We start from the raw sequence: 20973 nt of genomic DNA, 5'->3' as shown, positions 1-20973 counted from the left end.
AAGGCCCGGGCATGAGCGCATTACCCAACGTCCTTTCATATGGACGACGGTGGGGCCTAGCCTGCAATGGTCCCCACCGCCCAGTCACGTGCCGATGTCGGCTTCACCTTCAAGCCCGATTGCCAGCAGCTCCCTCGGTTCTCCCCTTCCCGAGGATCGGCTGGCAGCGCTCGCGCACGTCACCGACGGTCTCGATGCGAACGGCCTGTGGTGGCTGTCGGGCTACGCCGCCGGTCTGGCCAGTCGCTCCGCCGGGACGGCGGCCGCGATTTCCTTGCCGGTGGCCGAAGCCCAGGCGGCGGGGCGCCTGACCATCGTCTACGGCAGCCAGACCGGCAACGCCAAGCGCCTGGCCGAGCAGCTCACCCGCCAGTCCGAGGCCGCCGGCCTGGCCGTGCGCCTGCTGCGCGCCGACGCCTACCCGACCCGCGAACTGAAGGACGAACGCAACCTCTACCTGGTCATCAGCACCCAGGGCGACGGCGATCCGCCGGACGATGCCCGTGCGCTGGTCGAGTTCATCGCCGGCAAGCGCGCGCCCCAGCTCAAGCAGCTGCGCTATGCCGTGCTCGCCCTCGGCGACTCCAGCTACCCGCAGTTCTGCGCCATCGGGCAGAAGCTCGACGAGCGCCTGGCCGAACTCGGCGCGACCCGCCTGCTGGCCCGCGGCGACGCCGACCTCGACATCGAGACGATCGCCACCCCGTGGCTGGCGCAGGCGCTGGCGAAGGCCAGGGAAGCCCTGAAGCCGACCGCGCCGCTGGCCACGGTGACGCCGCTGCGACCGCTGCCGGCTGCACCGGCGCATGGCCGCGACGCGCCGTTCGCGGCCGAGCTGCTGCTCAACCAGCGCCTGGTCACGCGCGCCAGCAGCGTCGGTCGTCCCGGCCCCGACAAGGACGTTCGCCACATCGAGTTGTCCCTGGAAGGTTCGGGCCTGCACTACGAGCCCGGCGACGCGCTCGGACTGTGGCCATCGAACCCGCCTGCGCTGGTCGATGCGGTGCTGTCGACGTTGCAGCTCGACGGCAACGATGAAATCAGCGCCGGCGGCCAGCAGCTGCCGCTGCGGACCTGGCTGACCGACAAGCGCGAGCTGACCCAGCTGGCGCGTCCGTTTGTTGCCACCCTCGCCGCGCAGGCGCGCAGCGACGAGCTCAATGGCCTGCTGGCGCCGGGCCAGCAGGTGCAGTTGAGCCGTCTGCTTGCCGAGCAGCAGGTGATCGACCTGCTGACGCAGTACCGCGCCGACTGGACTGGCGAGGAACTGATTGCGGCGTTGCGGCCGCTGACGCCGCGCCTGTACTCGATTGCGTCCAGCCAGAAGCAGGTCGGCGACGAGGTCCACCTCACCGTCGCCCATGTCGAATACGACAACGGCCAAGGCACGCGCTGGGGCGCGGCATCGCACCAGCTTGCCGCCAGCGCCGAGGGCGCGCGGCTGCCGGTGTTCATCGAACACAACGAGCGCTTCCGCCTTCCAGCCGACGCATCGCGCGATGTGATCATGATCGGACCCGGCACCGGCGTCGCGCCGTTCCGCGGCTTCCTGCAGGAACGCGCGGCGATCGACGCGCCTGGACGCAACTGGTTGCTGTTCGGCAACCCGCACTTCCGCACCGACTTCCTCTACCAGGTCGAGTGGCAGCAGGCACTCAAGGACGGTCGCCTGCACCGCCTCGACCTGGCCTTCTCCCGCGACCAGGAACGCAAGGTCTACGTCCAGCATCGCCTGCGCGAGCAAGGCCGCGAACTGTTCGCCTGGCTCGAGGCCGGAGCGCACCTGTACGTCTGCGGCGATGCCACGCGCATGGCCCGTGATGTACACGCCGCGCTGCTCGAAGCCATCGCCGGGCACGGCGGCAAGTCAGCCGACGACGCCAACGACTACCTCAATGACCTGCAGCAGCAGGGCCGCTACGCGCGAGACGTGTACTGAAAGGCATGAACTGATGAGCAACCACTCGGTCGAGGACATCAAGCACGAAAGCGCCCGCCTGCGCGGGACGCTGCTGGCGTCGCTCGCCAATCCGGTCACCGGCGCGCTCGCCGACGACGACCAGACCCTGATCAAGTACCACGGCAGCTACCAGCAGGACGACCGCGACATCCGCGAGGAGCGTCGCGTCGCCAAGCTCGAGCCGGCCTACAGCTTCATGATCCGCACGCGCACGCCCGGTGGCGTGGTCACGCCGGCGCAGTGGCTCAGGCTGGACACGGTCGCCACGCGCTTCGCCGAGCGCGGCCTTCGCATCACCACGCGCCAGGCGTTCCAGTTCCACGGCGTGATCAAGACCGAGCTGAAGCCGACCATGCAGGCGATCAACGCCGCGCTGATCGACACCCTCGCCGCCTGCGGCGACGTCAACCGCAACGTTGCCGTTGCCGCCAATCCCCTGCTGTCGCAGGCGCACGCGGCGGTGCATGCCCAGGCGGCGGCATTGTCCGAACACCTGCTGCCGAACACCCGTGCCTACTACGAGATCTGGCTGGACGAGGAACGCGTGGCCGGCAGCGGCAGCGAGGACGAGCCGGTGTATGGCCCGACCTACCTGCCGCGCAAGTTCAAGATCGGATTCGCGATCCCGCCCTACAACGATGTCGACGTGTTCGCGCAGGACCTGGGCTTCATCGCCATCCTCGACGATGACGGCGCCCTCGCCGGCTACAACGTCAGCGTCGGCGGCGGCATGGGTGCCACGCACGGCGATCCGGAAACCTATCCCCGCCTGGGCGATGTGATCGGCTTCGTCACGCCTGACCAGGTGATCGCCGTGGGCGAGGCCGTGGTCACCGCGCAGCGCGACTTTGGTAATCGCAACGTGCGCAAGCGCGCGCGCCTGAAGTACACCATCGATGACCATGGCCTGGACTGGTTCAAGGCCGAGGTCGAACGACGCGCCGGCTTCGGCCTGCTGCCGGCGCGCGCGTTCTCGTTCGCCCACAACGGCGATCGTTTCGGCTGGATCGAAGGCGACGAGGGCCTTGCTCATCTGACGCTGCGGACTGTGGCCGGGCGCATCTGGGACCACGAAGGCATCCTCCACCTCAGCGGCCTGCGCGAGATCGCGCGCGTGCTGGATGAGGCAGCCAATGCCGCGGAGTTCCGCCTCACGCCGAACCAGAACCTGGTGATCGCCGGCGTTCCGGCCGACCTGCGTACGCGCATCGACGCGCTGGCAACGCAGTACGGACTGGACGGTTACCGCACCGCGAGTCCGTTGCAGCGAAATGCGCTGGCCTGCGTCGCGCTGCCGACCTGCGGCCTGGCAATGGCCGAAGCCGAGCGCTATCTGCCGGAACTGACCGGGAAGGTGCAGGCATTGCTGGACGGCCACGGCCTGCACGACGCATCGATCCACTTGCGCATCAGCGGCTGCCCGAACGGTTGCTCGCGTCCATACCTGGGCGAGATCGCCCTGGTCGGCAAGGCACCGGGCCGTTACAACCTGATGCTTGGCGCCGATCATCGCGGCCAGCGTCTGAACACCCTGTACCGCGAGAACATCGCCGAGGCACAGATCCTCGCCGAGCTCGATCCCCTGTTTGCGCGCTACGCCGGCGAGCGACTCACCGACGAAGGCTTCGGTGATTTCCTCGTCCGCGCGGCCGTGATTGCACCACCCAGGCCCCCGATTTCGTTGCATCTGCGTAGTGAGAACGCTGCATGAGCACGCCTCCCGATCCGATTACCGCCGCCGAGTCGCCGCAGGCGCTGGCGGAACTCAACCACTGGCTGGGCCAACTCAGCGCGCCCGATCGCGTTGCGTGGGCGCTTGAGAACACGGCCGGGACGCACGCGCTGTCGTCGAGCTTCGGCGCGCAGGCGGCCGTCTCGCTGCACCTTGCCACGCAGCAGCAACCGGACATGCCGGTGATCCTGATCGATACCGGCTACCTGTTCCCGGAAACCTACCGCTTCGTCGACCAGCTCAGCGAACGCCTTGGCCTGAACCTCAAGGTCTATCGCCCGCAGATCGGCATCGCCTGGATGGAGGCGCGCCTGGGCAAGCTGTGGGAAGGCGGACTGGACGGCATCGAACGCTACAACCGCATGCGCAAGGTCGAACCCATGCAGCGCGCGCTAAATGAGCTGGGCGTGCGGACCTGGATCGCCGGACTGCGTCGCAGCCAGACGCGTACGCGCGCCAACATCGATTTCCTCGAACTGCGCGACGGCCGCTGGAAGCTGCATCCGATTGCCGACTGGGGCGATCGCGAAGTCTGGCAGTACCTGCAGCACCACGACCTGCCCTACCACCCGCTCTGGCACCAGGGTTACGTGTCGATCGGCGACATCCACACCACGCGACCGCTGGAGGCCGGAATGAACGAGGAGGACACGCGTTTTTTCGGCCTGAAGCGTGAGTGCGGGCTGCATTTCGACAGTGAGTCGAATGCGGCTTGAGCTGGGCATTCGCGCGAGGCAATACCGCTGCGTCACGTCATTCCCGCGAAGGCGGGAACCCAGGGATGTTGGCTCCTGACCGCCTGGCAGCAGCTGCAAGATCAAAATGGATCCCGGCGTTCGCCGGGATGACGGTGATGGGGCTGATGGGTTGAGGGCCTGGGTCCCGGCGTTCGCCGGGACGACGGTGAACGACGATCAGGTCGTGATCGGCTGGCTGAGCTCGCGCCATGCCGGCGCCTGTGGCCAGCTCGGTTCCAGGTTGCCTTCCAGCACGCGCCGCAGGTCGCGGCGGTCCAGTTGCGGTGCGACGCCGTGCATCAGCGCCAGCGCGTACTCACGCAGCACGCGGGCACGTGGAATCACCGCCCAGGTGATGCACTCGGGCAAAGCATCCGGCGCCGGCAGCGCCTTCAGGTCGGTGTCGCGCACGCCCACCGCCATCTCCGCCAGCACGCCGACGCCGAGGCCGGCACGCACGTAGGTCTTGATCAGGTCGGCGTCGCGCGCGGTCATGGCCAGTTGCGGCTCAAGTCCCGCGGCAGCGAAGGTGCGATGCAGTGAAGACTCGGGCTTGGTCGATGATTCGTAGCTGATCAGCGGATGCGCGGCCAGTTCGGCCAGAGTCGGCGCGCGTTCGAGTTTGGCCAGCGGATGCGTCAGTGGCACCAGCACGACGCGGCGCCAGCGGAACAGCGGCACCGCGACTCCGCCTTCGGGTTCACTGCCTGCGGTGCTGATGACCGCCAGGTCGGCTTCACCACGCGCAAGCTGCTCGAGCACTTCGCCATCGGCGGCCGCCTGCAGGTGAACGCTGACCTGGGGGAATTCGCGCTTCACGGCCGCGATCACTTCCGGCAGCACGAAGCGGGCCTGCGTGTGCGTGGTCGCCAGGACCAGCCGTCCGCTGTGCTGCCCGCGTTCGTTGGCGGCGTAGGCGCGGATGTTGCTGGCTTCCTCGAGGATGCGGCGGGCGTGCATCAGCACGCGCTCGCCGGCCGGAGCAATCGCTTCCAGGCTTCGGCCCTTGCGCGTGAACAGCTGGAAGCCGAGCTCGTCCTCAAGCTGCTTGAGCTGCTTGGACAGGCCCGGCTGGGTCGCATGCACGCGCTCGGCCGCCAGGGTGATGTTGAGCCCGGAGTCGGCGATGGCAACGAGGTAGCGCAGCTGGGTGAGGGTCATGGCGGAGCGGCTATATATCGCTCGATGCGAATGGAGGGATGGAAAGAAACTACCCCGGCGCGGACCCGCTGTCCAGCACCGGGGCCATCATTCCGAAACGGCATACCGCCAGACGGCGCCGTCATTTCCGCCACCGCGGGGGCGTGGGTAGGTTCACGGTATCGCCGCTCCATCCCGCATTCGACCCCATGGCCAGTCCACTGTTTCCCGTATTTGCCGACCTGCGCGGCCGTGACGTGCTGGTGGTCGGCGGCGGAACCGTGGCCCAGCGCAAGGCCGAGGCCCTGCTCGAGGCCGGTGGCCGGGTCCGTCTCGGCGCTCCGACACTGAACGACGCCCTCGCCCGCCATGTCGCCGAGGGCCGGATCGAGCACCTTGCCGGATCCTTCCAGGCGCACTGGCTCGATGGCGCCTGGCTGGCCATCGCGGCGACCGACGACGACGCGGTCAACCGCGCCGTCGCCGAGGCCGGCAATGCCAGGCGCATCTGGGTGAACGTGGTCGACGATGCCGATGCGTCCAGCGTGCAGATCCCGGCACGCATCGAACGCGGCCCGCTGCAGGTCGCCATTTCCAGCGGCGGTGGCGCGCCGATGCTCGCCCGCCATCTGCGCGAGAAACTGGAATCGGAACTCGATGAATCCGTAGGTGCGTTGGCCGAGCTACTTGGTCGCGAGCGCTCACGCATCCGCGCCCGGTTCCCGCAACTGGGGCAGCGCCGACGATTCTTCGACCGCCTGCTGTCCGGCCCGCTGCCAGGCCTGCTGCGACAACGGCGCAAGTTGGCCGCCGAACGCGAGTTCAGCGCGGCGTTGAGCGAAAGCAATGAGGCCGGTTCACGCGGATCGGTCGCACTGGTCGGCGCAGGCCCCGGCGACCCCGGCCTGCTGACGCTGCGCGCCCTGCGCGTGCTCAACGAGGCCGACGTGATCCTGCACGACCGCCTGGTCAGCAAGGAAGTCCTGCAACTGGTGCGTCGCGACGCGCAGCGGATCGAAGTGGGCAAGCAGGCCGGCAATCACCACACTACCCAGCAGCAGATCCACGCGCTGATGCTGGAGCACGCGCGCGCCGGCAAGCGCGTGGTGCGGCTCAAGGGCGGTGATCCTTTTGTGTTCGGACGCGGCGGCGAAGAACTCGAAGTGCTGCAGGCCGACGGCATCGATTTCGAAGTCGTGCCCGGCATCACCGCGGCGCTCGCGTGCGCGGCCTATGCCGGTGTGCCGCTCACCCACCGCGAGCACGCGCAGTCGGTGCGACTGGTCACCGCGCACTGCAAGGAATCGCTCGATACGCTCGACTGGCAATCGCTCGCGCTGGAACGCCAGACGCTTGCGGTCTACATGGGCGTGGCAGGTCTGGATGGCTTGCGTGACCGCCTGATTGCGCACGGTCGCGCGGCGTCCACGCCGTTCGCGCTGATCGAGAACGGATCCCGGCCGGAGCAGCGCGTGGTGACAGGCACGCTGGCCGACCTGGCCGAGCGGGCACGACATTACGAAGTGCAGTCGCCGGCTCTGCTGATCATCGGCGAAGTCGCCGCGCTGGCCGGAAAGCTGCACTGGTTCGGGCAAGCGCCCCTCGGCGACACAGCGCTGGCATTGGCGGCCTGATTCCTGCGCGCCGCCACCCCCTCCGATTTCACTGGACTGGTTTCACAGGAGCAACCCCATGGCCCTCTACGACAGCATCCTCGACACCATCGGCAGCACGCCGATCGTCCGCCTGCACCGCATCGCACCGGCGCACGTCACGCTCTACGCCAAGGTCGAGTCGTTCAATCCCGGCGGATCGGTGAAGGACCGTCTCGCGCTGGCGATCGTGCTCGACGCAGAGCGCAAGGGCCTGCTCAAGCCCGGGCAGACGATAGTCGAAGCGACCTCAGGCAACACCGGCATCGCCCTGGCGCTGGTGGCGGCGGCGCGCGGTTATCCGTTCGTGGCGGTGATGACCGAAACGTTCTCGGTGGAACGGCGCAAGCTGATGCGCGCGTATGGCGCCAAGGTCATCCTCACTCCCGCCGCCGAGCGCGGCAGCGGCATGGTGCGCCGAGCGGCCGAACTGGCGCAGAAGCATGGCTGGTTCCTCGCCCGCCAGTTCGAGAACGAAGCCAACCCGGCCTACCACCGCAGCACGACCGGCCCGGAGATCCTTCGCGACTTCGCCGGCAAGCGCCTGGACTACTTCGTCAGTGGCTGGGGCACCGGTGGCACGATCACCGGCGCCGGCGAAGTCCTCAAGCTCGCGCGCCCGGACCTGAAGGTCATCGCCAGCGAACCGGCGGGCGCGGCATTGCTGTCGGGCGACACCTGGCAGCCGCACAAGATCCAGGGCTGGACGCCGGACTTCCTGCCGCAGGTGCTCAGTCGCACGATCGCCGACGAGGTGCTCCCGGTCGACGACGTGCTGGCGCGCGACACCGCCAGGCGCCTGGCCGCCGAGGAAGGCGTGTTCGTCGGCATCTCCGCCGGTGCCACGGTCGCGGCGGCATTGAAGGTCGCCGAGCGCGCGCCTGAAGGCTCGGTCCTGCTGGCGGTGTTGCCCGACACCGGTGAGCGCTACCTCTCGACGTTCCTGTTCGAGGGCGTGGCCGAAGGCTCGGATGACGAGTGGCTGGACGAGCTGGAAGGCAAGGAGGCTGTCGCGGCCTGAGGCCCCCCTCTCCCTGGCCGCCTTTGGCGGCCTGTCCCTCCCCCGCGAGGGGGGAGGGATTTGAAGCTGCATTCCCCCGCGCGCAGCGGCCCGTTACGCTGTGCGCATGCGGCTTTCGCCGCCCGGAGAATGCATGGCCGTAGTACCCGATTCATCCGATCGCGAATCCGCGCGCCTGGCCTGGGCGCGCGCCGCGAGTGGCGACCCCAATCTGTTGCTGCAACGCGCCTCGGTCGATGCCGGCTTCCGCAGTTATTGGCGCGCCAGCACCGCCGCCGGCACGCGCATCGTCATGGATTCTCCGCCGGACCTCGAAGACGTCCGTCCGTGGCTGCGCATGCGCACCCTGCTCGAAGGCGGCGGCGTGCGCGTACCGAAGGTGCTGGTCGAAGACGTCGAGGCCGGCTTCCTGCTGATGGAAGACCTCGGCGGCCCGACGCTCGCCAAGGTCATCGACGACGACAGCGCCGATGCGCACTTCGCGGCGGCCATCTCGCAGCTGCTGAAGCTGCAGGCGATCGCGCCGCCGCCGGGCATGGGCGAATTCGGCGAGGCACTGCTGCAGCGCGATGCCGGCTTGTTCGAGGAATGGTTCCTGCGCCGGCACCTGGGCATCGAGCTCGACTGCGGCGACGCCGAGCGCCTGCAACTGGTGCAGCGCCGGCTGATGGACAACGCACTGTCGCAGGCGCGCGTGCTGACGCATCGCGACTACATGCCGCGCAACCTGATGCCGGTACCGGATGGCCCCGCGGTGCTCGACTTCCAGGATTGCGTCAGCGGCCCGGTCGCGTACGACGCCGTCAGTCTGTTCAAGGATGCCTTCCTGAGCTGGCCGCTGGCGCGCGTCGACGAATGGCTGGCGCAGTACCACGCGCGTGCGCTCGCGGCCGGGGTACCGGTGCCGCCGCTGGAGCAGTTCCGCCGCGACGCCGACTGGCTCGGCATCCAGCGCCATCTCAAGATCCTCGGCATCTTCGCCCGCCTGCACCATCGCGATGGCAAGTCGCACTACATCGACGACGCGCCGCGCTTCATCGCCTATCTCGACGAAGTGCTGCCGCGTTATCCGGAGTTGTCGCCCTTGCGTGACCTGCTCGATTCGCGCATCCGTCCGGCCATGGCGGGAGTGGGCGCATGAAGGCATTGATATTCGCCGCCGGTCTTGGCGAACGCATGCGTCCGTTGACCAATCACACGCCCAAGCCGTTGCTGGTCGCCGGTGGCAAGCCGCTGATCGTCTGGCATCTCGAGAAGCTCGCCGCGATGGGTGTGCGCGACGTGGTGATCAATACCAGCTGGCTGGCGGACCAGTTCCCGCAGGCGCTGGGCGACGGAAGCCGCTGGGGTTTGCGCCTGCACTATTCCTACGAAGGCACCACGCCGCTGGAGACTGGCGGCGGCATGCTGCATGCGCTGCCATTGCTGGGCGACGAACCCTTCCTGCTGGTCAACGGCGACATCTGGACTGACTACGACTTCGCCCGCCTGCCGCGCGAACCGGCAGGCCTCGCCCACCTGGTGATGGTCGACCGTCCCCGCCATGCCACCAACGGTGACTTCGCGCTCGATGACAGCGGCCACGTCCGCGCCGATGGTCCGAATCTGCTTACGTATGCAGGACTGGGAATCTATCGGCCTGCATTGCTCGCGAACTGGCGCGATGCGGTTGCAGCCGAACCGGGCGTCGGTGAGCAACCGCCTCGCTTCCGGCTTGCGCCCATCCTGAAGAAGGCGATGCCCGACGGCCTGATCAGCGGTGAACATCACCGTGATCGCTGGACCGATGTGGGTACGCCGGAGCGGTTGGCTGCGCTGGACGCGCAGCTGGGCGGCTAGGAGCGCCCTCTCCCTGGCCGCCTATGGCGGCCTGTCCCTCTCCCGCAAGGGGAGAGGGTTTCAGCTTCCGAGCGTCTGCCGCAGGAACGGCACGGTGATCCGCCGCTGCGCCGCCAGTGATGCGCGATCGAGGCGATCGAGCAATGCGGTCAGGCCGCCCAGGTCGCGACCGACGCGCTTGAGCAACCAGTCCAGCGCAGCCTCTTCCAGCACCAGCCCGCGCCGCTGCGCACGCTGGCGCAGTACTTCGCGCCGGCCTTCGTCATCCAGCGGTGCCAGCGTGATACGGGTGCACTGACCCAGGCGCGAGCGCAGGTCCGGCAGGCCCAGCCCGATCGCATCGGGAATGTCGCGCGCGGCATAGACCAGCGCCACGCCGGCAGCGCGCGCACGGTTGTGCGCGTCGAACAGGGCGACTTCATCGTCACGGTTGCCGGCGATGACTTCCAGACCGTCGATCGCTATCAGGTCGTTGCCTTCCAGCGCCTCCAGCGCGTCGCGCAGGCGGCCGGCCGCGGCAACCAGCGGCAGGTAGGCGGCACGGCGCCCCGCTGCTTCGGTCGCCGCGCACGTCGCCAGCAACAGATGAGTCTTGCCGACGCCCGACGGACCGGCGAGATAGACATTGTCGGTGCGCACGGCAGCCGCGCCCGTCGCCAGCGCATGCAACTGCTCCACGGTGCCCGCGGGCGCATGCACGAACGTGTCGAGTCGCTGGTCGGGCGGATAACGCAACGTCAGCGGCAACTGCGGAACGCTCACTGCGGGCCTCTCACAACTGGATTTCCAATCACTCTTGCCTGTCTTCCAGCGTCGGCGCCAGGTGCGGATCGGCCAATGGGTCGGGCGCGCTTTCACCGACATACAGCTTGCTGTGCCGATAGCGCTCCTGCGCGTAGCGCAGCAGCACGTTGACCACCGCGGCCACCGGCAATGCCAGCAGCATGCCGAGGAAACCGAACAACTGGCCGCCGGCGAGCACGGCGAAGATCACCGCGACCGGGTGCAGCCCGATGCGGTCGCCGACGAGCTTGGGCGTCAGCACGTAGCTCTCGATCACCTGGCCGATGCCGAACACGACCAGCACGCCGGCCACGTGCTGCCAGTCGCCGTACTGCACCAGCGCCGCGATCACGCCCAGGATGATGCCGCTGGCAGGGCCCAGGTAAGGCACGAAGGTCAGCAGGCCGGCGATCAGGCCGATCAGGATTCCCAGGTCCAGTCCGACCGCCCACAGGCCCAGGCCATACATCACGCCGAGCACCAGCATCACCAGGAACTGGCCGCGCAGGAATGCGCCGAGCACGTCGCTCGACTCGCGCGCCAGTCGCGCCACCGTGGGCAGGTGGTTGCGCGGAACCAGCGAAGCGACGCGGTCGACCAGCAGGTCCCAGTCGCGCAGGAAGAAGAACGCGATCACCGGCAGCAGCGCGATGTTGGCGACCATCGCCAGCACCGCCGAACCCGAGCGCGACAGGTAACCCAGCATCGTGGTCGCGACTCCGCCGGCCTGGTCCCAGTTCTCGCGGACCAGCTGGGCGAAGTGGGTGAAGTCGAGCGAGTCGGTGATCTCGAAACCGGTGCGGCGCTCGACCCACGGCAGCGCCGTCACCATCAGCCAGTCGCGATACTTCGGCAGCGAGGCAACCAGGGTGGTGATCTGGCGCTCGAGCAATGGCACCAGGATCAGCAGCCCGGCCAGCACCAGCAGCGCCATCATCGTGAACACCAGCGCGACGGCGGTGTTGCGCGAGCGGCCGGAACGCTCGATCCGGTCGACCAGCGGATCGCCCAGCCAGGCCAGGATCAGGGCAAAGGCGAATGGCGACAGGATCGGCGCCAGCAACCACACCAGCCAGCACGCGCCCAGGCCTAGCGCGGTCCATTGCAGCCGGCGCAGGAACAGCGCGATCTCGTCCAGTGATTGCGTTTGCATGGTGTCCCTTGTCGTAATCAACGCAGCCGGTAAACCGGCGGCTGTCCTTCGAGGCCTTCCATCACCTCGACCACGTCATCGCGCACCAGCATGCGGTTGAAGCCCGGCAGGCCACTGACCAGTTCCAGGTCGTATTCCAGGCCCAGCGGCGTCGCCCGCGTCGGCGTGATGCGGCGCACGACCGACAGCTTCTGCAGGTAACCGGCCAGGCGGATGAAGTCGTCGCTGCTGTCGATGCCGGTGAAGGTCACGCGGTAGCTGCCGGGCTGGCCGGCGGTCACGCGCTTGGCATAGCGCTTCATCAACGCATCGGCGGCGCCGTCGGCGCCGTTGGCCATCAGCTGGCGCGGGTCGGTGCCGGTCTGCGACCAGTTCGACAGCACCTTGCCGCCGTCGACGAAGGTCCAGTCGGCCTTCCAGCCGGCGGTGGTGTCGCGGTAAAGCTTGCCGATCAGCTGCATCGGCGGGCTGTAGCGGGCCGAAGCGCGCGCGACCGCGGCGCTGTCACCGCGCCAGATCGCGCCCACGGCGGCCTGCTCGGCGGCGTTGCCCGTCGGCAGGCCGAGCTTGTAACCGCGCTCGGTGGCGCGATTCAGGGCAGGCCGGGCCGCGTTCACCTGCGGCAGGCCGACCAGGCGCGGGCCGCTGCCGTCGTCGATCGCCAGCCACAGCACCGGCTTGGGGCGCGGCTGCGGCCAGACCGGGATGCCCAGCGTGGCGGCCAGCTCGTTGACCGCTTCCTCGTCGTACTTGATCACCAGGGTGGTGCGGAAGCTCGGTGCGCCGGTCGGGCCCAGGCCCTCGTCCTGGCGGTAGTCGTAGCTCTCGACGTAGGTCTTGGCCTGGCGCAGCTCCTGGCCCACGCCGGGGCGCGAGGCCGCGCCGCGATCGCCGGACAGCTTGCCCAGCACCGAGGCCAGCCCGCGGGCAAAGGCTGAGTTGCGCTCGCCCTCGCCCTGGCCATTGACCTGCACTTCGGTGGCATAGATGCCTTCGGCGCGGGCGCGATCGCCTTCCACGCGCTGCGCAGCGGCGCCAAAGCTGGTCAGCAGTGCCAGCAGCAGCGCAAATGCGAGGCCCAGGGCCCTGGAGGGGACATTCGTATGGATCGTCATGCGGCCCAGCATGCCTGTTGCGCCGCTTGTAGAGCGTGTTTCCGTGCCAATTACCCGAACCATCGCAATCCCTGGTGGTGCGTATTGAGCGGAAATGGTGCCGCAGTGGCGTCTTGACGTCCATTCGAAGGCGTCACGGCTGGTAAAATCGCCGCTTCATATCCCGCGACCGCCGAGGCCGCCCGTGTCCAGCACTCCCCCCAGCCCCACCACGATCACTTACCGCGATGCCGGCGTCGACATCGACGCGGGCAACGAGGTCGTCGAACGCATCAAGCCGCTGGTCAAGCGCAGCTTCCGTCCCGAGGTGATGGGTGGCCTGGGCGGCTTCGGCGCCCTGTTCGACCTGTCGGGCAAGTACAAGGAGCCAGTGCTGGTCTCGGGCACCGACGGCGTCGGCACCAAGCTCAAGCTGGCCCAGCAGCTGAACCGCCACGACACCATCGGCATCGACCTGGTCGGCATGTGCGTCAACGACGTGCTGGTGCAAGGTGCGGAACCGCTGTTCTTCCTCGATTACTTCGCCACCGGCAAGCTCGACGTCGACACCACCGTGGCCGTGGTCGGCGGTATCGCCAAGGGCTGCGAAATGTCCGGTTGCGCGCTGATCGGCGGTGAAACGGCCGAGATGCCTGACATGTACCCGCCGGGCGAATACGACCTGGCCGGTTTCTGCGTCGCCGCGGTCGAGAAGTCCAAGCTGCTCGATGGCGCCAAGGTGCGCCAGGGCGACGTGCTGCTCGGCATCGCCTCCAGCGGCCCGCATTCCAACGGCTACTCGCTGGTGCGCAAGATCTATGACCGCGCCGGTCGCCCGGCCGACCTCGACCTGGGCGGGGTCAAGCTGATCGACGCGCTGATGGCGCCGACCGCGCTGTACGTCAAGCCGATCCTGGAACTGCTCGGCAAGCACGACCTGCATGCGATGGCGCACATCACCGGTGGCGGCCTGACCGAGAACATCATCCGCGTGATCCCCGATGGCCTGGGCCTGCAGATCGAGGCCTCCAGCATTGTCCTGCCGCCGGTGTTCGAGTGGCTGCAGCGCGAAGGCGCGGTGCCCAACGACGACATGTGGCGCACGTTCAACTGTGGCGTCGGCTTCGTGCTGGTGGTCGCCCCGGGCGATGTCGCCGCAGTCAGCGCCGACCTCGACCGTCTGGGCCTGAGCCATCGCCCGATCGGCGAAGTGGTCAAGGCCGGCGACGGCGAGCGCGTGCACATCGGCTGAGCCACCCATGCAACGCATCGCGGTGCTGGCCTCGGGCCGGGGCAGCAACCTGCAGGCCATCATCGATGCGATCTCGGCCGGAGAACTGCCGGCCGAGATCGTCGGCGTGTTCTCCGACAAACCTTCGGCGACGGCGCTGCAACGCGTCGCCCCTGCGCTTCGCTGGAGCGCCGACGCCAGGACCTTCCCCAGCCGGGAAGCCTTCGACGCCGACCTCGCCGACGCCGTCGCGGCGTGCCAGCCGGACTGGGTGGTCTGCGCGGGCTACATGCGCATCCTCGGCGACGCTTTCGTCAGCCGCTTCCGCGGCCGCCTGCTCAACATCCACCCCTCGCTGCTGCCCCGCTACCCGGGCCTGCGAACGCATGCGCGCGCCATTGCAGACGGCCAGCGCGAGCACGGTGCCAGCGTCCACTTCGTCATCCCGGAACTCGATGCAGGCGCGGTGATCGCGCAGGCGGTGGTCCCGGTGCGCGCCGACGACGATGCCGAGGCCCTGGCCACGCGCGTGCTGGCGGTCGAACACCCGCTGCTGGTGGCGGTGCTGCGCCTGGCCGCGGCGGGCCGGCTGGCTGAACACGGGACAACCATTACCCTCGACGGTCATCCGCTGTTTACGGCACTACGCTTAGATTCCGCCGGTGTTTTGCATGTTCCCGACGACCCGGATTCCGTGGCAGTCTGAGAATTCCGGTCCGCCCCCCATCGAAGGTTTGATGAAGCCACTCCTGCGTGTCCTGATCCTGTTGCCCTGCATGGCGGTTTCCGCACCCGCGCTGGCACTGGAATCGTTCGTTGCCGACTATCAGGTCTTCAACGCCGGCAAGGCGTTGGGAGAGGCGACGATGCAGGTCGTGCCGGATGCCGGGCGTTGGCGCATCGATCTGAACATGCGCGGCACCCGCGGCCTGATGGGCCTGGCCGGGGTCAACGCGCAGCAGAGCACGGTGTTCGATACGGTCGGCGATACCTATCGCCCGCTCAGCCAGAGCACGGTGCGCAAGGCGCTTTTCGTCGGCAAGCAGATCACCGGCAGCTACGACTGGGGCAACCACTCGGCGCGCTGGACAGGTGACGTCAAGAAAACCCGGCAGGCGCCCGTGCCGCTGCGCGATGGCGACATGAGTGGCCTGCTGATCAACCTGGCCATCATTCGCGATGCGCAGCCCGGACGCACGCTCGACTACCGCTTCGTCGACAACGGCCGCGCCCGCGACCACCGCTATGCAGTCGCCAACGATCTGGAGAGCGTCTCCGTCGATGGCATGAGTTTCAATGCGATGCGCGTCGCGCGCGTGCAGGGCAACGAGGAAACCGTGGTGTGGGTCGTCGATGGCGTCCCCACGCCGGTGCGCATCCTGCAGCGTGAGAACGGCGAAGACACCTTCGACCTGCGCCTGGTCGACTACAGAGGAGCCCAGTGATGGCCGCCAAGCAGACCACCACTTTTACCCGTCCGCGTTTGCAGGGCATGTTCGTCGCCGCGCTCCTGGCGACCGCGAGCATGCCCGCGCTGGCGATCAAGCCCTTCACCGCCGACTACCAGGCCAGCTACATGGGCGTGGTCGGCACCGGCCGCATGACCCTCGCCGCCGACGGCGCCAACCGCTGGAAGTACAGCCTGGCGGTCACCGCGCCGCTCGCCGATGTGCGCCAGACCACCGTGTTCGAGGAGAACGGCGGGCAATGGCGACCGCTGTCGGGCACCGACAGCACCAAGGTACTGGGCAAGGGCAAGACCAAGAACGCCACCTACGACTGGGGTCGCGGAGTCGCCAGCTGGACCGGCGACGTCAAGCCCGAACGCGCCGGCCCGATCAAGCTGCAGAGCGGCGACCTCGATGCGCTGCTGATCAACCTGGCGGTCGTGCGCGACCTGGCCGCCGGCAAGCCGATGAGCTACCGCATGGTCGAGGACGGGCGCGTCAAGCAGCTCAACTACACCGTCGCCGGCAAGGAACAGATCACCGTCGACGGCAAGCCGGTGCAGGCGACCAAGGTCATGGCCAGCCATGGCGAGAAGCAGACCATCGCCTGGATCGTCGACAACATGCCGGTGCCGGCGCGGATCCTGCAGCGCGACAAGGGCCAGGACGCGATCGACCTGCGCGTGCAGTCGGTGCGCTGATAACGAATCACCGCACCGCGGGCAACGTCACCGGGTCCCCGCCTTCGCGGGGATGACGCCAGACCGACGTCTGCTACCTCACGCCTTTGCGCCCTTGGCGTGCCACGCCTTCAGCAGCGTCGTTTCCTGCTCGCGCGTGATGCCCGCACGCAGGGTCGCCTGACGCTCGGCCGGCTGGCTGCGGAACCAGGCAAGCAGATCGGTCACGGTGGTATCGAACGGGCGGTAGGTGAGACCGGCACCGATCGCGCGCGCATTGCTGACAGCGCCATAGCCCGCGTACGGACCGCTCTTCGACGAAACCCAGATCGGCAGCTCGACCTTCTGCTCCTCGAGGAATTCCGGCGACACATGCGTGTAGGTCGGCTCCTTGCCGGTGACGCGCTCGCAACCCTTGAGCATGGCGGTCGTGCTGAGCGGCTTGGCCGGGCCAACCGCATTGAACGTGCCCAGCGTGCCCGCCTCGGCGAGGCGGATCATCCACTCGCCAAGATCGCGACCATCGATGATCTGCACCGGATCGGAACCGTCCCCAGGCACCAGCATCTCGCCACCCTGGGCTACGCGATGCGGCCAATAGGTGAAGCGATCGGTTTCATCGCGCGGACCGACGATGTAGCCGGGACGCACGATTGTCACCCGCTCACCGAACTGCTTGTGCGCCTCGGCCTCGCTCAACGCCTTCAGCGGGCCGTACAGATGCTCGATGTCGGCACGCAGCGACTCCTGCGTTTCGGCCATCGCATCCTTGCCTTCGTACACCGCCAGCGGCGCGTCCTCGGTGATGCCCGGCTTGCTGCCATCGGCGTAGACCGAGATGGTGGAAATGAAGAGGTAATGGCCGACGTTGCCCTTGAGCACGTTGCCGGCATCGCGCACCCAGAACGGCAGGCTGGTGGGGTTGTCGATGCACACATCCCACTTGCGCCCCTGCAGCGACTTGAGGTCGCCGGTGTTGCGGTCGCCGAAGAGCTGCTCGACTTCGCCCGGCCATTCCGGCGACGGACGCTTGCCTCGATTGAACAGGGTCACCTTGTGCCCGCGTGCCAGCGCGTAGTTCACCTGGAACGGACCGGTGAAACCGGTGCCGCCGAGGATGAGGATGTTCAGCGGCTTGGCCGCGCGCTCAACCGGTTTCGACGATTTCGCCCAGGCCCAGTTCGGAAGAGCGGCGGAGGCAGCGGCGAGTGCGCCGAACTTGAGCAGGTCACGACGGGTGGTGGTCATGCAAGGATTCCTGGCGGGTCGGCGCGATTCTTACCACACCGCGAACCGAATGCATGTGCAATGCGGCACGGGTCCTTGTCAGGGTTTCGGCGCCGCCGGCTGCATCGTAGTGCGGCAATCCACCCGCAGGGTTTCCGTCGAACCGCGCCACGAGTAGGCACGGCACTCGCGCGCGCCTTCGTGGGTGATCTCCACCTTCACCGCATAGAGCGATTGCAGCATCTCGCTCATCGTGACCTGGCCGTTGTTGTCCCAGTCCATCTGCTTGCGCTCGAGCCCGCGCGTGGCCGCCGAGCCGGTGAAGTGCAACCAGGCCACGATGGCCAGCAGCACCAGCACCAGGCCCAGCAGGGCCTTGCGTCGGATCGTGAACTTGCCGCGCGCGAGGATCACGGCGCCCCTCAACCGGCGATGCGGCGCACGCTCGCGCCCAGGCCCGAGAACTTCTCTTCGAGGTTCTCGTAGCCGCGGTCGAGATGGTAGATGCGGTCGATGGTGGTGGCGCCCTCGGCAACCAGGCCGGCCAGCACCAGCGACGCCGATGCGCGCAGGTCGGTCGCCATCACCGGCGCTGCAGTGAGCCGCTCGACGCCGCGGATGATCGCGGTGTGGCCTTCGACGCGGATGTCGGCGCCCAGGCGCTGCAGTTCCGAGACGTGCATGAAGCGGTTCTCGAAGATCGTCTCGTTGATCACGCCGACGCCGTCGGCGATGCAGTTCATAGCCATGAACTGCGCCTGCATGTCGGTCGGGAACGCCGGGTGCGGCGCGGTGGTCAGGTCGACCGCGCGCGGACGCTTGCCCTGCATGTCCAGGGTGATGCGGTCGCCTTCGATCTCGATCTGCGCGCCGGCCTGCTTGAGCTTGTCGATGACGGCATCGAGCGTGTCCGGACGCGCGCGTCGCACGGTGACGCGGCCGCCGGTCATCGCTGCGGCAACCAGGAACGTGCCGGTCTCGATGCGATCGGGCAGCACGTCGTGGCTGCCGCCGTGCAGGCGCTCGACGCCATGGACGACGATGCGGCCGCTGCCGGCGTGCTCGATGTTCGCGCCCAGTGCATTGAGGCAGTCGGCCAGGTCGACGATCTCCGGTTCCATCGCCGCGTTCTCGAGCACGCTGGTGCCTTCGGCGAGGACGGCGGCCATGAGCACGTTCTCGGTGCCGGTGACGGTGACCACGTCGAAGACGAAGCGCGCACCCTTCAGGCGGCCGTTGCGGTGCGCCTTGATGTAGCCGTTCTCGACCGTGATCTCGGCACCCAGCGCCTGCAGGCCCTTGATGTGCTGGTCGACCGGACGCGAACCGATCGCGCAGCCACCGGGCAGCGAGACTTCGGCGGCGCCGAACTTGGCCAGCAGCGGGCCGAGCACCAGCACCGAAGCTCGCATGGTCTTGACCAGCTCGTAGGGAGCGACGTGGCTGTGCACGGTGGTCGGGTCGACGACGATGCCGCGGCCGCGGCCGGGCTTGCCGTTGACGCTGATGGTGCCTTCGTCGACGGTGATGCCGGCGCCGAGTTCAGCCAGCAGCTTGGCCGTGGTGACCACGTCGTGCAGGTGCGGCACGTTGCTGATCGAGACCGGGCCGTCGGCCAGCAGCGTCGCGCACAGGATCGGCAGCACTGCGTTCTTGGCACCGGAGATCTGCACCTCGCCGTTCAGCGCGGCGCCGCCTTCTACTACGATCTTTTGCATGGCTGGTCTTGGGTGAGTGCGGGAGTGGTGAGGAGCGGGTATGGGGAATGGGGAATGAAGAGCGGGAACGGTGTGGACGGCAACTTACGGCGCGGTACACCGCAGCGGCGCATCGTGTTCCCTATTCCCGATTCCCCATTCCCGCTGTTGCTTCTTCAGGCGTGATCGTCTTCAGCGCCAGGGCGTGGATCTCGCCGCCCATGCGCTCGCCCAGGGTCGCGTAGACCAGGCGATGACGGGCCAGCGGCAGCTTGCCGCGGAATGCCTCGGCCACCACGGTGGCCTCGAAATGGACGCCGTCGTCGCCGCGCACGTCGGCGCGCGAGCCGGGCAGGCCCTGTTCGATCAGCTGGCGGATGGTCTCGGGATTCACTGGACGGGGCCTCGGAGTGCAATGCGGCCTGCGGCAGCGGGGCTGCGCACGGTCTCGCGGTGGGCGGGAGCCCGGGCTTGACGGGCTTTTGGCGGATGAACCGCATAGAATTGATGGATTAGCCTAGCGGAAAGGCCCCCGGTCCGAAATGGCAAGCGTCCCAACCCCTGCCCAGCCCCACCCCATCCAGCCTTACGCCGACGACCCGGCGCAGCTCGCCGCCAGCGGCCGCCGCGTGTTCGAGATCGAGGGGCAGGCGCTGGCCGCCGTGGCCGAGCGCATCGACGGCGACTTCAGCGACGCCTGCAAGCTGATCCTGGCCTCCAGCGGCCGCGTGGTCTGCACCGGCATGGGCAAGTCCGGCCATATCGCCCGCAAGATCGCCGCGACCCTGGCCTCGACCGGCACCCCGGCGTTCTACGTCCACCCCGGTGAGGCCGGTCACGGCGACCTGGGCATGATCACCGACGTCGACGTGGTGCTGGCGCTGTCCTACTCGGGCGAGAGCGACGAAGTGCTGATGCTGCTGCCGGTGCTCAAGCGCCAGGGCAACAAGCTGATCAGCATGACCGGCCGCCCGAACTCCTCGCTGGCACGCGAGGCCGACGTGCACCTGGACGTCAGCGTCCCGGCCGAAGCCTGCCCGCTGGCGCTGGCGCCGACCTCCAGCACCACCGCCTCGCTGGCGCTGGGCGATGCACTCGCCGTGGCCCTGCTGGACGCGCGCGGCTTCACCGCCGACGACTTCGCCCGCTCGCACCCCGCCGGTGCGCTTGGCCGTCGTCTGCTGCTGCACATCTCCGACATCATGCATGCCGGCGACGACGTGCCGCGGATCAGTGCCGATGCCAGCATCAGCGAGGCGCTGATCGAGATGAGCCGCAAGCGCCTGGGCATGACCGCGGTGGTCGATGACGACGGCCGCCTGCTCGGCCTCTACACCGACGGCGACCTGCGCCGCACGCTCGACGATGCCGGTGTCGACCTGCGCCATACCCGCATCGCCGAGGTGATGACGCGCTCGCCCAAGACGATCGGTTCCGACTCGCTCGCGGTCGAGGCCGCGCAGCTGATGGAGGCGCACAAGATCAGCGGCCTGCTGGTGGTCGACGAGGCGCGGCGCGTGGTCGGTGCGCTCAATATTCATGACCTGTTGCGCGCACGGGTGGTCTAAAGACGCATGCC

Annotated in this window: 20 protein-coding genes; 12 read left to right on the top strand and 8 right to left on the bottom strand. The window is 68.1% G+C overall.

From position 1 onward, the window contains the following. Positions 1-94: 94 nt before the first annotated feature. The 3 genes from AC3A3Q_RS11460 to AC3A3Q_RS11450 are packed head-to-tail and all read left to right on the top strand — an operon-like array spanning position 95 to position 4408. Positions 95-1939 carry an assimilatory sulfite reductase (NADPH) flavoprotein subunit gene (locus AC3A3Q_RS11460; protein ID WP_487586380.1) on the top strand — a complete coding sequence of 615 codons (1845 nt, stop codon included), beginning with the start codon at positions 95-97 and terminating at the stop codon, positions 1937-1939. Between the two features lie 13 nt (positions 1940-1952). Beyond that, positions 1953-3671, top strand: coding sequence for an assimilatory sulfite reductase (NADPH) hemoprotein subunit (gene cysI, locus AC3A3Q_RS11455; protein WP_487586379.1), 1719 nt, complete (start codon positions 1953-1955; stop codon positions 3669-3671). After that, positions 3668-4408, top strand: coding sequence for a phosphoadenylyl-sulfate reductase (locus tag AC3A3Q_RS11450; protein ID WP_487586378.1), 741 nt, complete (start codon positions 3668-3670; stop codon positions 4406-4408). The genes cysI and AC3A3Q_RS11450 overlap by 4 nt, the downstream gene beginning before the upstream one ends. Positions 4409-4606: 198 nt before the next feature. Here the strand turns inward: AC3A3Q_RS11450 and AC3A3Q_RS11445 are convergent, their stop codons facing one another. Continuing rightward, the gene (locus tag AC3A3Q_RS11445) at positions 4607-5590 is read right to left on the bottom strand and encodes a LysR family transcriptional regulator (protein WP_487586377.1); all 984 of its coding nucleotides are present in this window, start codon (positions 5588-5590) and stop codon (positions 4607-4609) included. A 188-nt stretch (positions 5591-5778) separates the two neighbouring features. On the opposite strand from AC3A3Q_RS11445, the gene cysG reads away from it, so the two are divergent. From cysG to murU, 4 genes are all read left to right on the top strand, one after another. Beyond that, the gene (cysG, locus tag AC3A3Q_RS11440) at positions 5779-7203 is read left to right on the top strand and encodes a siroheme synthase CysG (RefSeq protein ID WP_487586376.1); all 1425 of its coding nucleotides are present in this window, start codon (positions 5779-5781) and stop codon (positions 7201-7203) included. A 58-nt stretch (positions 7204-7261) separates the two neighbouring features. After that, positions 7262-8242 carry a cysteine synthase A gene (cysK, locus tag AC3A3Q_RS11435; RefSeq protein ID WP_487586375.1) on the top strand — a complete coding sequence of 327 codons (981 nt, stop codon included), beginning with the start codon at positions 7262-7264 and terminating at the stop codon, positions 8240-8242. Between the two features lie 133 nt (positions 8243-8375). Next, positions 8376-9383 (top strand): aminoglycoside phosphotransferase family protein, encoded by a 1008-nt coding sequence (locus tag AC3A3Q_RS11430; protein ID WP_487586374.1) that lies wholly within the window; start codon positions 8376-8378, stop codon positions 9381-9383. Further along, positions 9380-10081 (top strand): N-acetylmuramate alpha-1-phosphate uridylyltransferase MurU, encoded by a 702-nt coding sequence (murU, locus tag AC3A3Q_RS11425; protein ID WP_487586373.1) that lies wholly within the window; start codon positions 9380-9382, stop codon positions 10079-10081. Before AC3A3Q_RS11430 ends, murU begins: the two co-directional genes overlap by 4 nt. Positions 10082-10141: 60 nt before the next feature. Here murU and hda read toward each other — a convergent pair whose 3' ends face one another. Genes hda through AC3A3Q_RS11410 form a run of 3 tightly spaced genes read right to left on the bottom strand, consistent with a single transcriptional unit; the run spans position 10142 to position 13132 of the window. After that, positions 10142-10843, bottom strand: coding sequence for a DnaA regulatory inactivator Hda (gene hda, locus AC3A3Q_RS11420; protein WP_487586372.1), 702 nt, complete (start codon positions 10841-10843; stop codon positions 10142-10144). 28 nt (positions 10844-10871) lie between these two features. Continuing rightward, a complete protein-coding gene (locus AC3A3Q_RS11415; protein ID WP_487586371.1) occupies positions 10872-12017 on the bottom strand; it encodes an AI-2E family transporter in 1146 nt (381 codons plus the stop codon). Between the two features lie 17 nt (positions 12018-12034). Continuing rightward, a complete protein-coding gene (locus tag AC3A3Q_RS11410) occupies positions 12035-13132 on the bottom strand; it encodes a DUF2066 domain-containing protein (protein ID WP_487586370.1) in 1098 nt (365 codons plus the stop codon). 184 nt (positions 13133-13316) lie between these two features. On the opposite strand from AC3A3Q_RS11410, the gene purM reads away from it, so the two are divergent. Genes purM through AC3A3Q_RS11390 form a run of 4 tightly spaced genes read left to right on the top strand, consistent with a single transcriptional unit; the run spans position 13317 to position 16491 of the window. Further along, positions 13317-14363, top strand: a complete 1047-nt coding sequence (gene purM / locus AC3A3Q_RS11405) for a phosphoribosylformylglycinamidine cyclo-ligase (protein ID WP_487586369.1) — start codon at positions 13317-13319, stop codon at positions 14361-14363. 7 nt (positions 14364-14370) lie between these two features. Continuing rightward, a complete protein-coding gene (purN, locus tag AC3A3Q_RS11400) occupies positions 14371-15048 on the top strand; it encodes a phosphoribosylglycinamide formyltransferase (RefSeq protein ID WP_487586368.1) in 678 nt (225 codons plus the stop codon). A 31-nt stretch (positions 15049-15079) separates the two neighbouring features. After that, a complete protein-coding gene (locus AC3A3Q_RS11395) occupies positions 15080-15787 on the top strand; it encodes a DUF3108 domain-containing protein (protein ID WP_487586367.1) in 708 nt (235 codons plus the stop codon). Beyond that, positions 15787-16491, top strand: coding sequence for a DUF3108 domain-containing protein (locus tag AC3A3Q_RS11390; RefSeq protein WP_487586366.1), 705 nt, complete (start codon positions 15787-15789; stop codon positions 16489-16491). Before AC3A3Q_RS11395 ends, AC3A3Q_RS11390 begins: the two co-directional genes overlap by 1 nt. Before the next feature lie 78 nt (positions 16492-16569). On the opposite strand, the gene AC3A3Q_RS11385 is transcribed toward AC3A3Q_RS11390, so the two are convergent. The 4 genes from AC3A3Q_RS11385 to AC3A3Q_RS11370 all read right to left on the bottom strand — a co-directional run bounded on the left by AC3A3Q_RS11385 (position 16570) and on the right by AC3A3Q_RS11370 (position 19788). After that, on the bottom strand, positions 16570-17718 hold the full coding sequence (locus AC3A3Q_RS11385) for an SDR family oxidoreductase (RefSeq protein WP_487586365.1): 1149 nt from the start codon (positions 17716-17718) through the stop codon (positions 16570-16572). A 78-nt stretch (positions 17719-17796) separates the two neighbouring features. Then, a complete protein-coding gene (locus AC3A3Q_RS11380; RefSeq protein WP_487586364.1) occupies positions 17797-18111 on the bottom strand; it encodes an EF-hand domain-containing protein in 315 nt (104 codons plus the stop codon). Positions 18112-18119: 8 nt separating this feature from the next. Continuing rightward, the gene (gene murA / locus AC3A3Q_RS11375; RefSeq protein ID WP_487586363.1) at positions 18120-19415 is read right to left on the bottom strand and encodes a UDP-N-acetylglucosamine 1-carboxyvinyltransferase; all 1296 of its coding nucleotides are present in this window, start codon (positions 19413-19415) and stop codon (positions 18120-18122) included. A gap of 121 nt (positions 19416-19536) precedes the next feature. Further along, entirely contained in the window at positions 19537-19788 is a 252-nt protein-coding gene (locus AC3A3Q_RS11370; protein WP_487586362.1) for a BolA family protein, read from the bottom strand. A 148-nt stretch (positions 19789-19936) separates the two neighbouring features. Between AC3A3Q_RS11370 and AC3A3Q_RS11365 the strand changes: the two genes are divergently transcribed. Beyond that, positions 19937-20962: a KpsF/GutQ family sugar-phosphate isomerase gene (locus AC3A3Q_RS11365; RefSeq protein ID WP_487586361.1), complete on the top strand. Its 1026-nt coding sequence runs from the start codon at positions 19937-19939 to the stop codon at positions 20960-20962. Positions 20963-20973 lie beyond the last annotated feature (11 nt).

It is taken from the genome of Lysobacter sp. Soil_C_59 (genome assembly GCF_057656415.1).
This window is presented reverse-complemented; position numbering and strand designations above follow the sequence as displayed.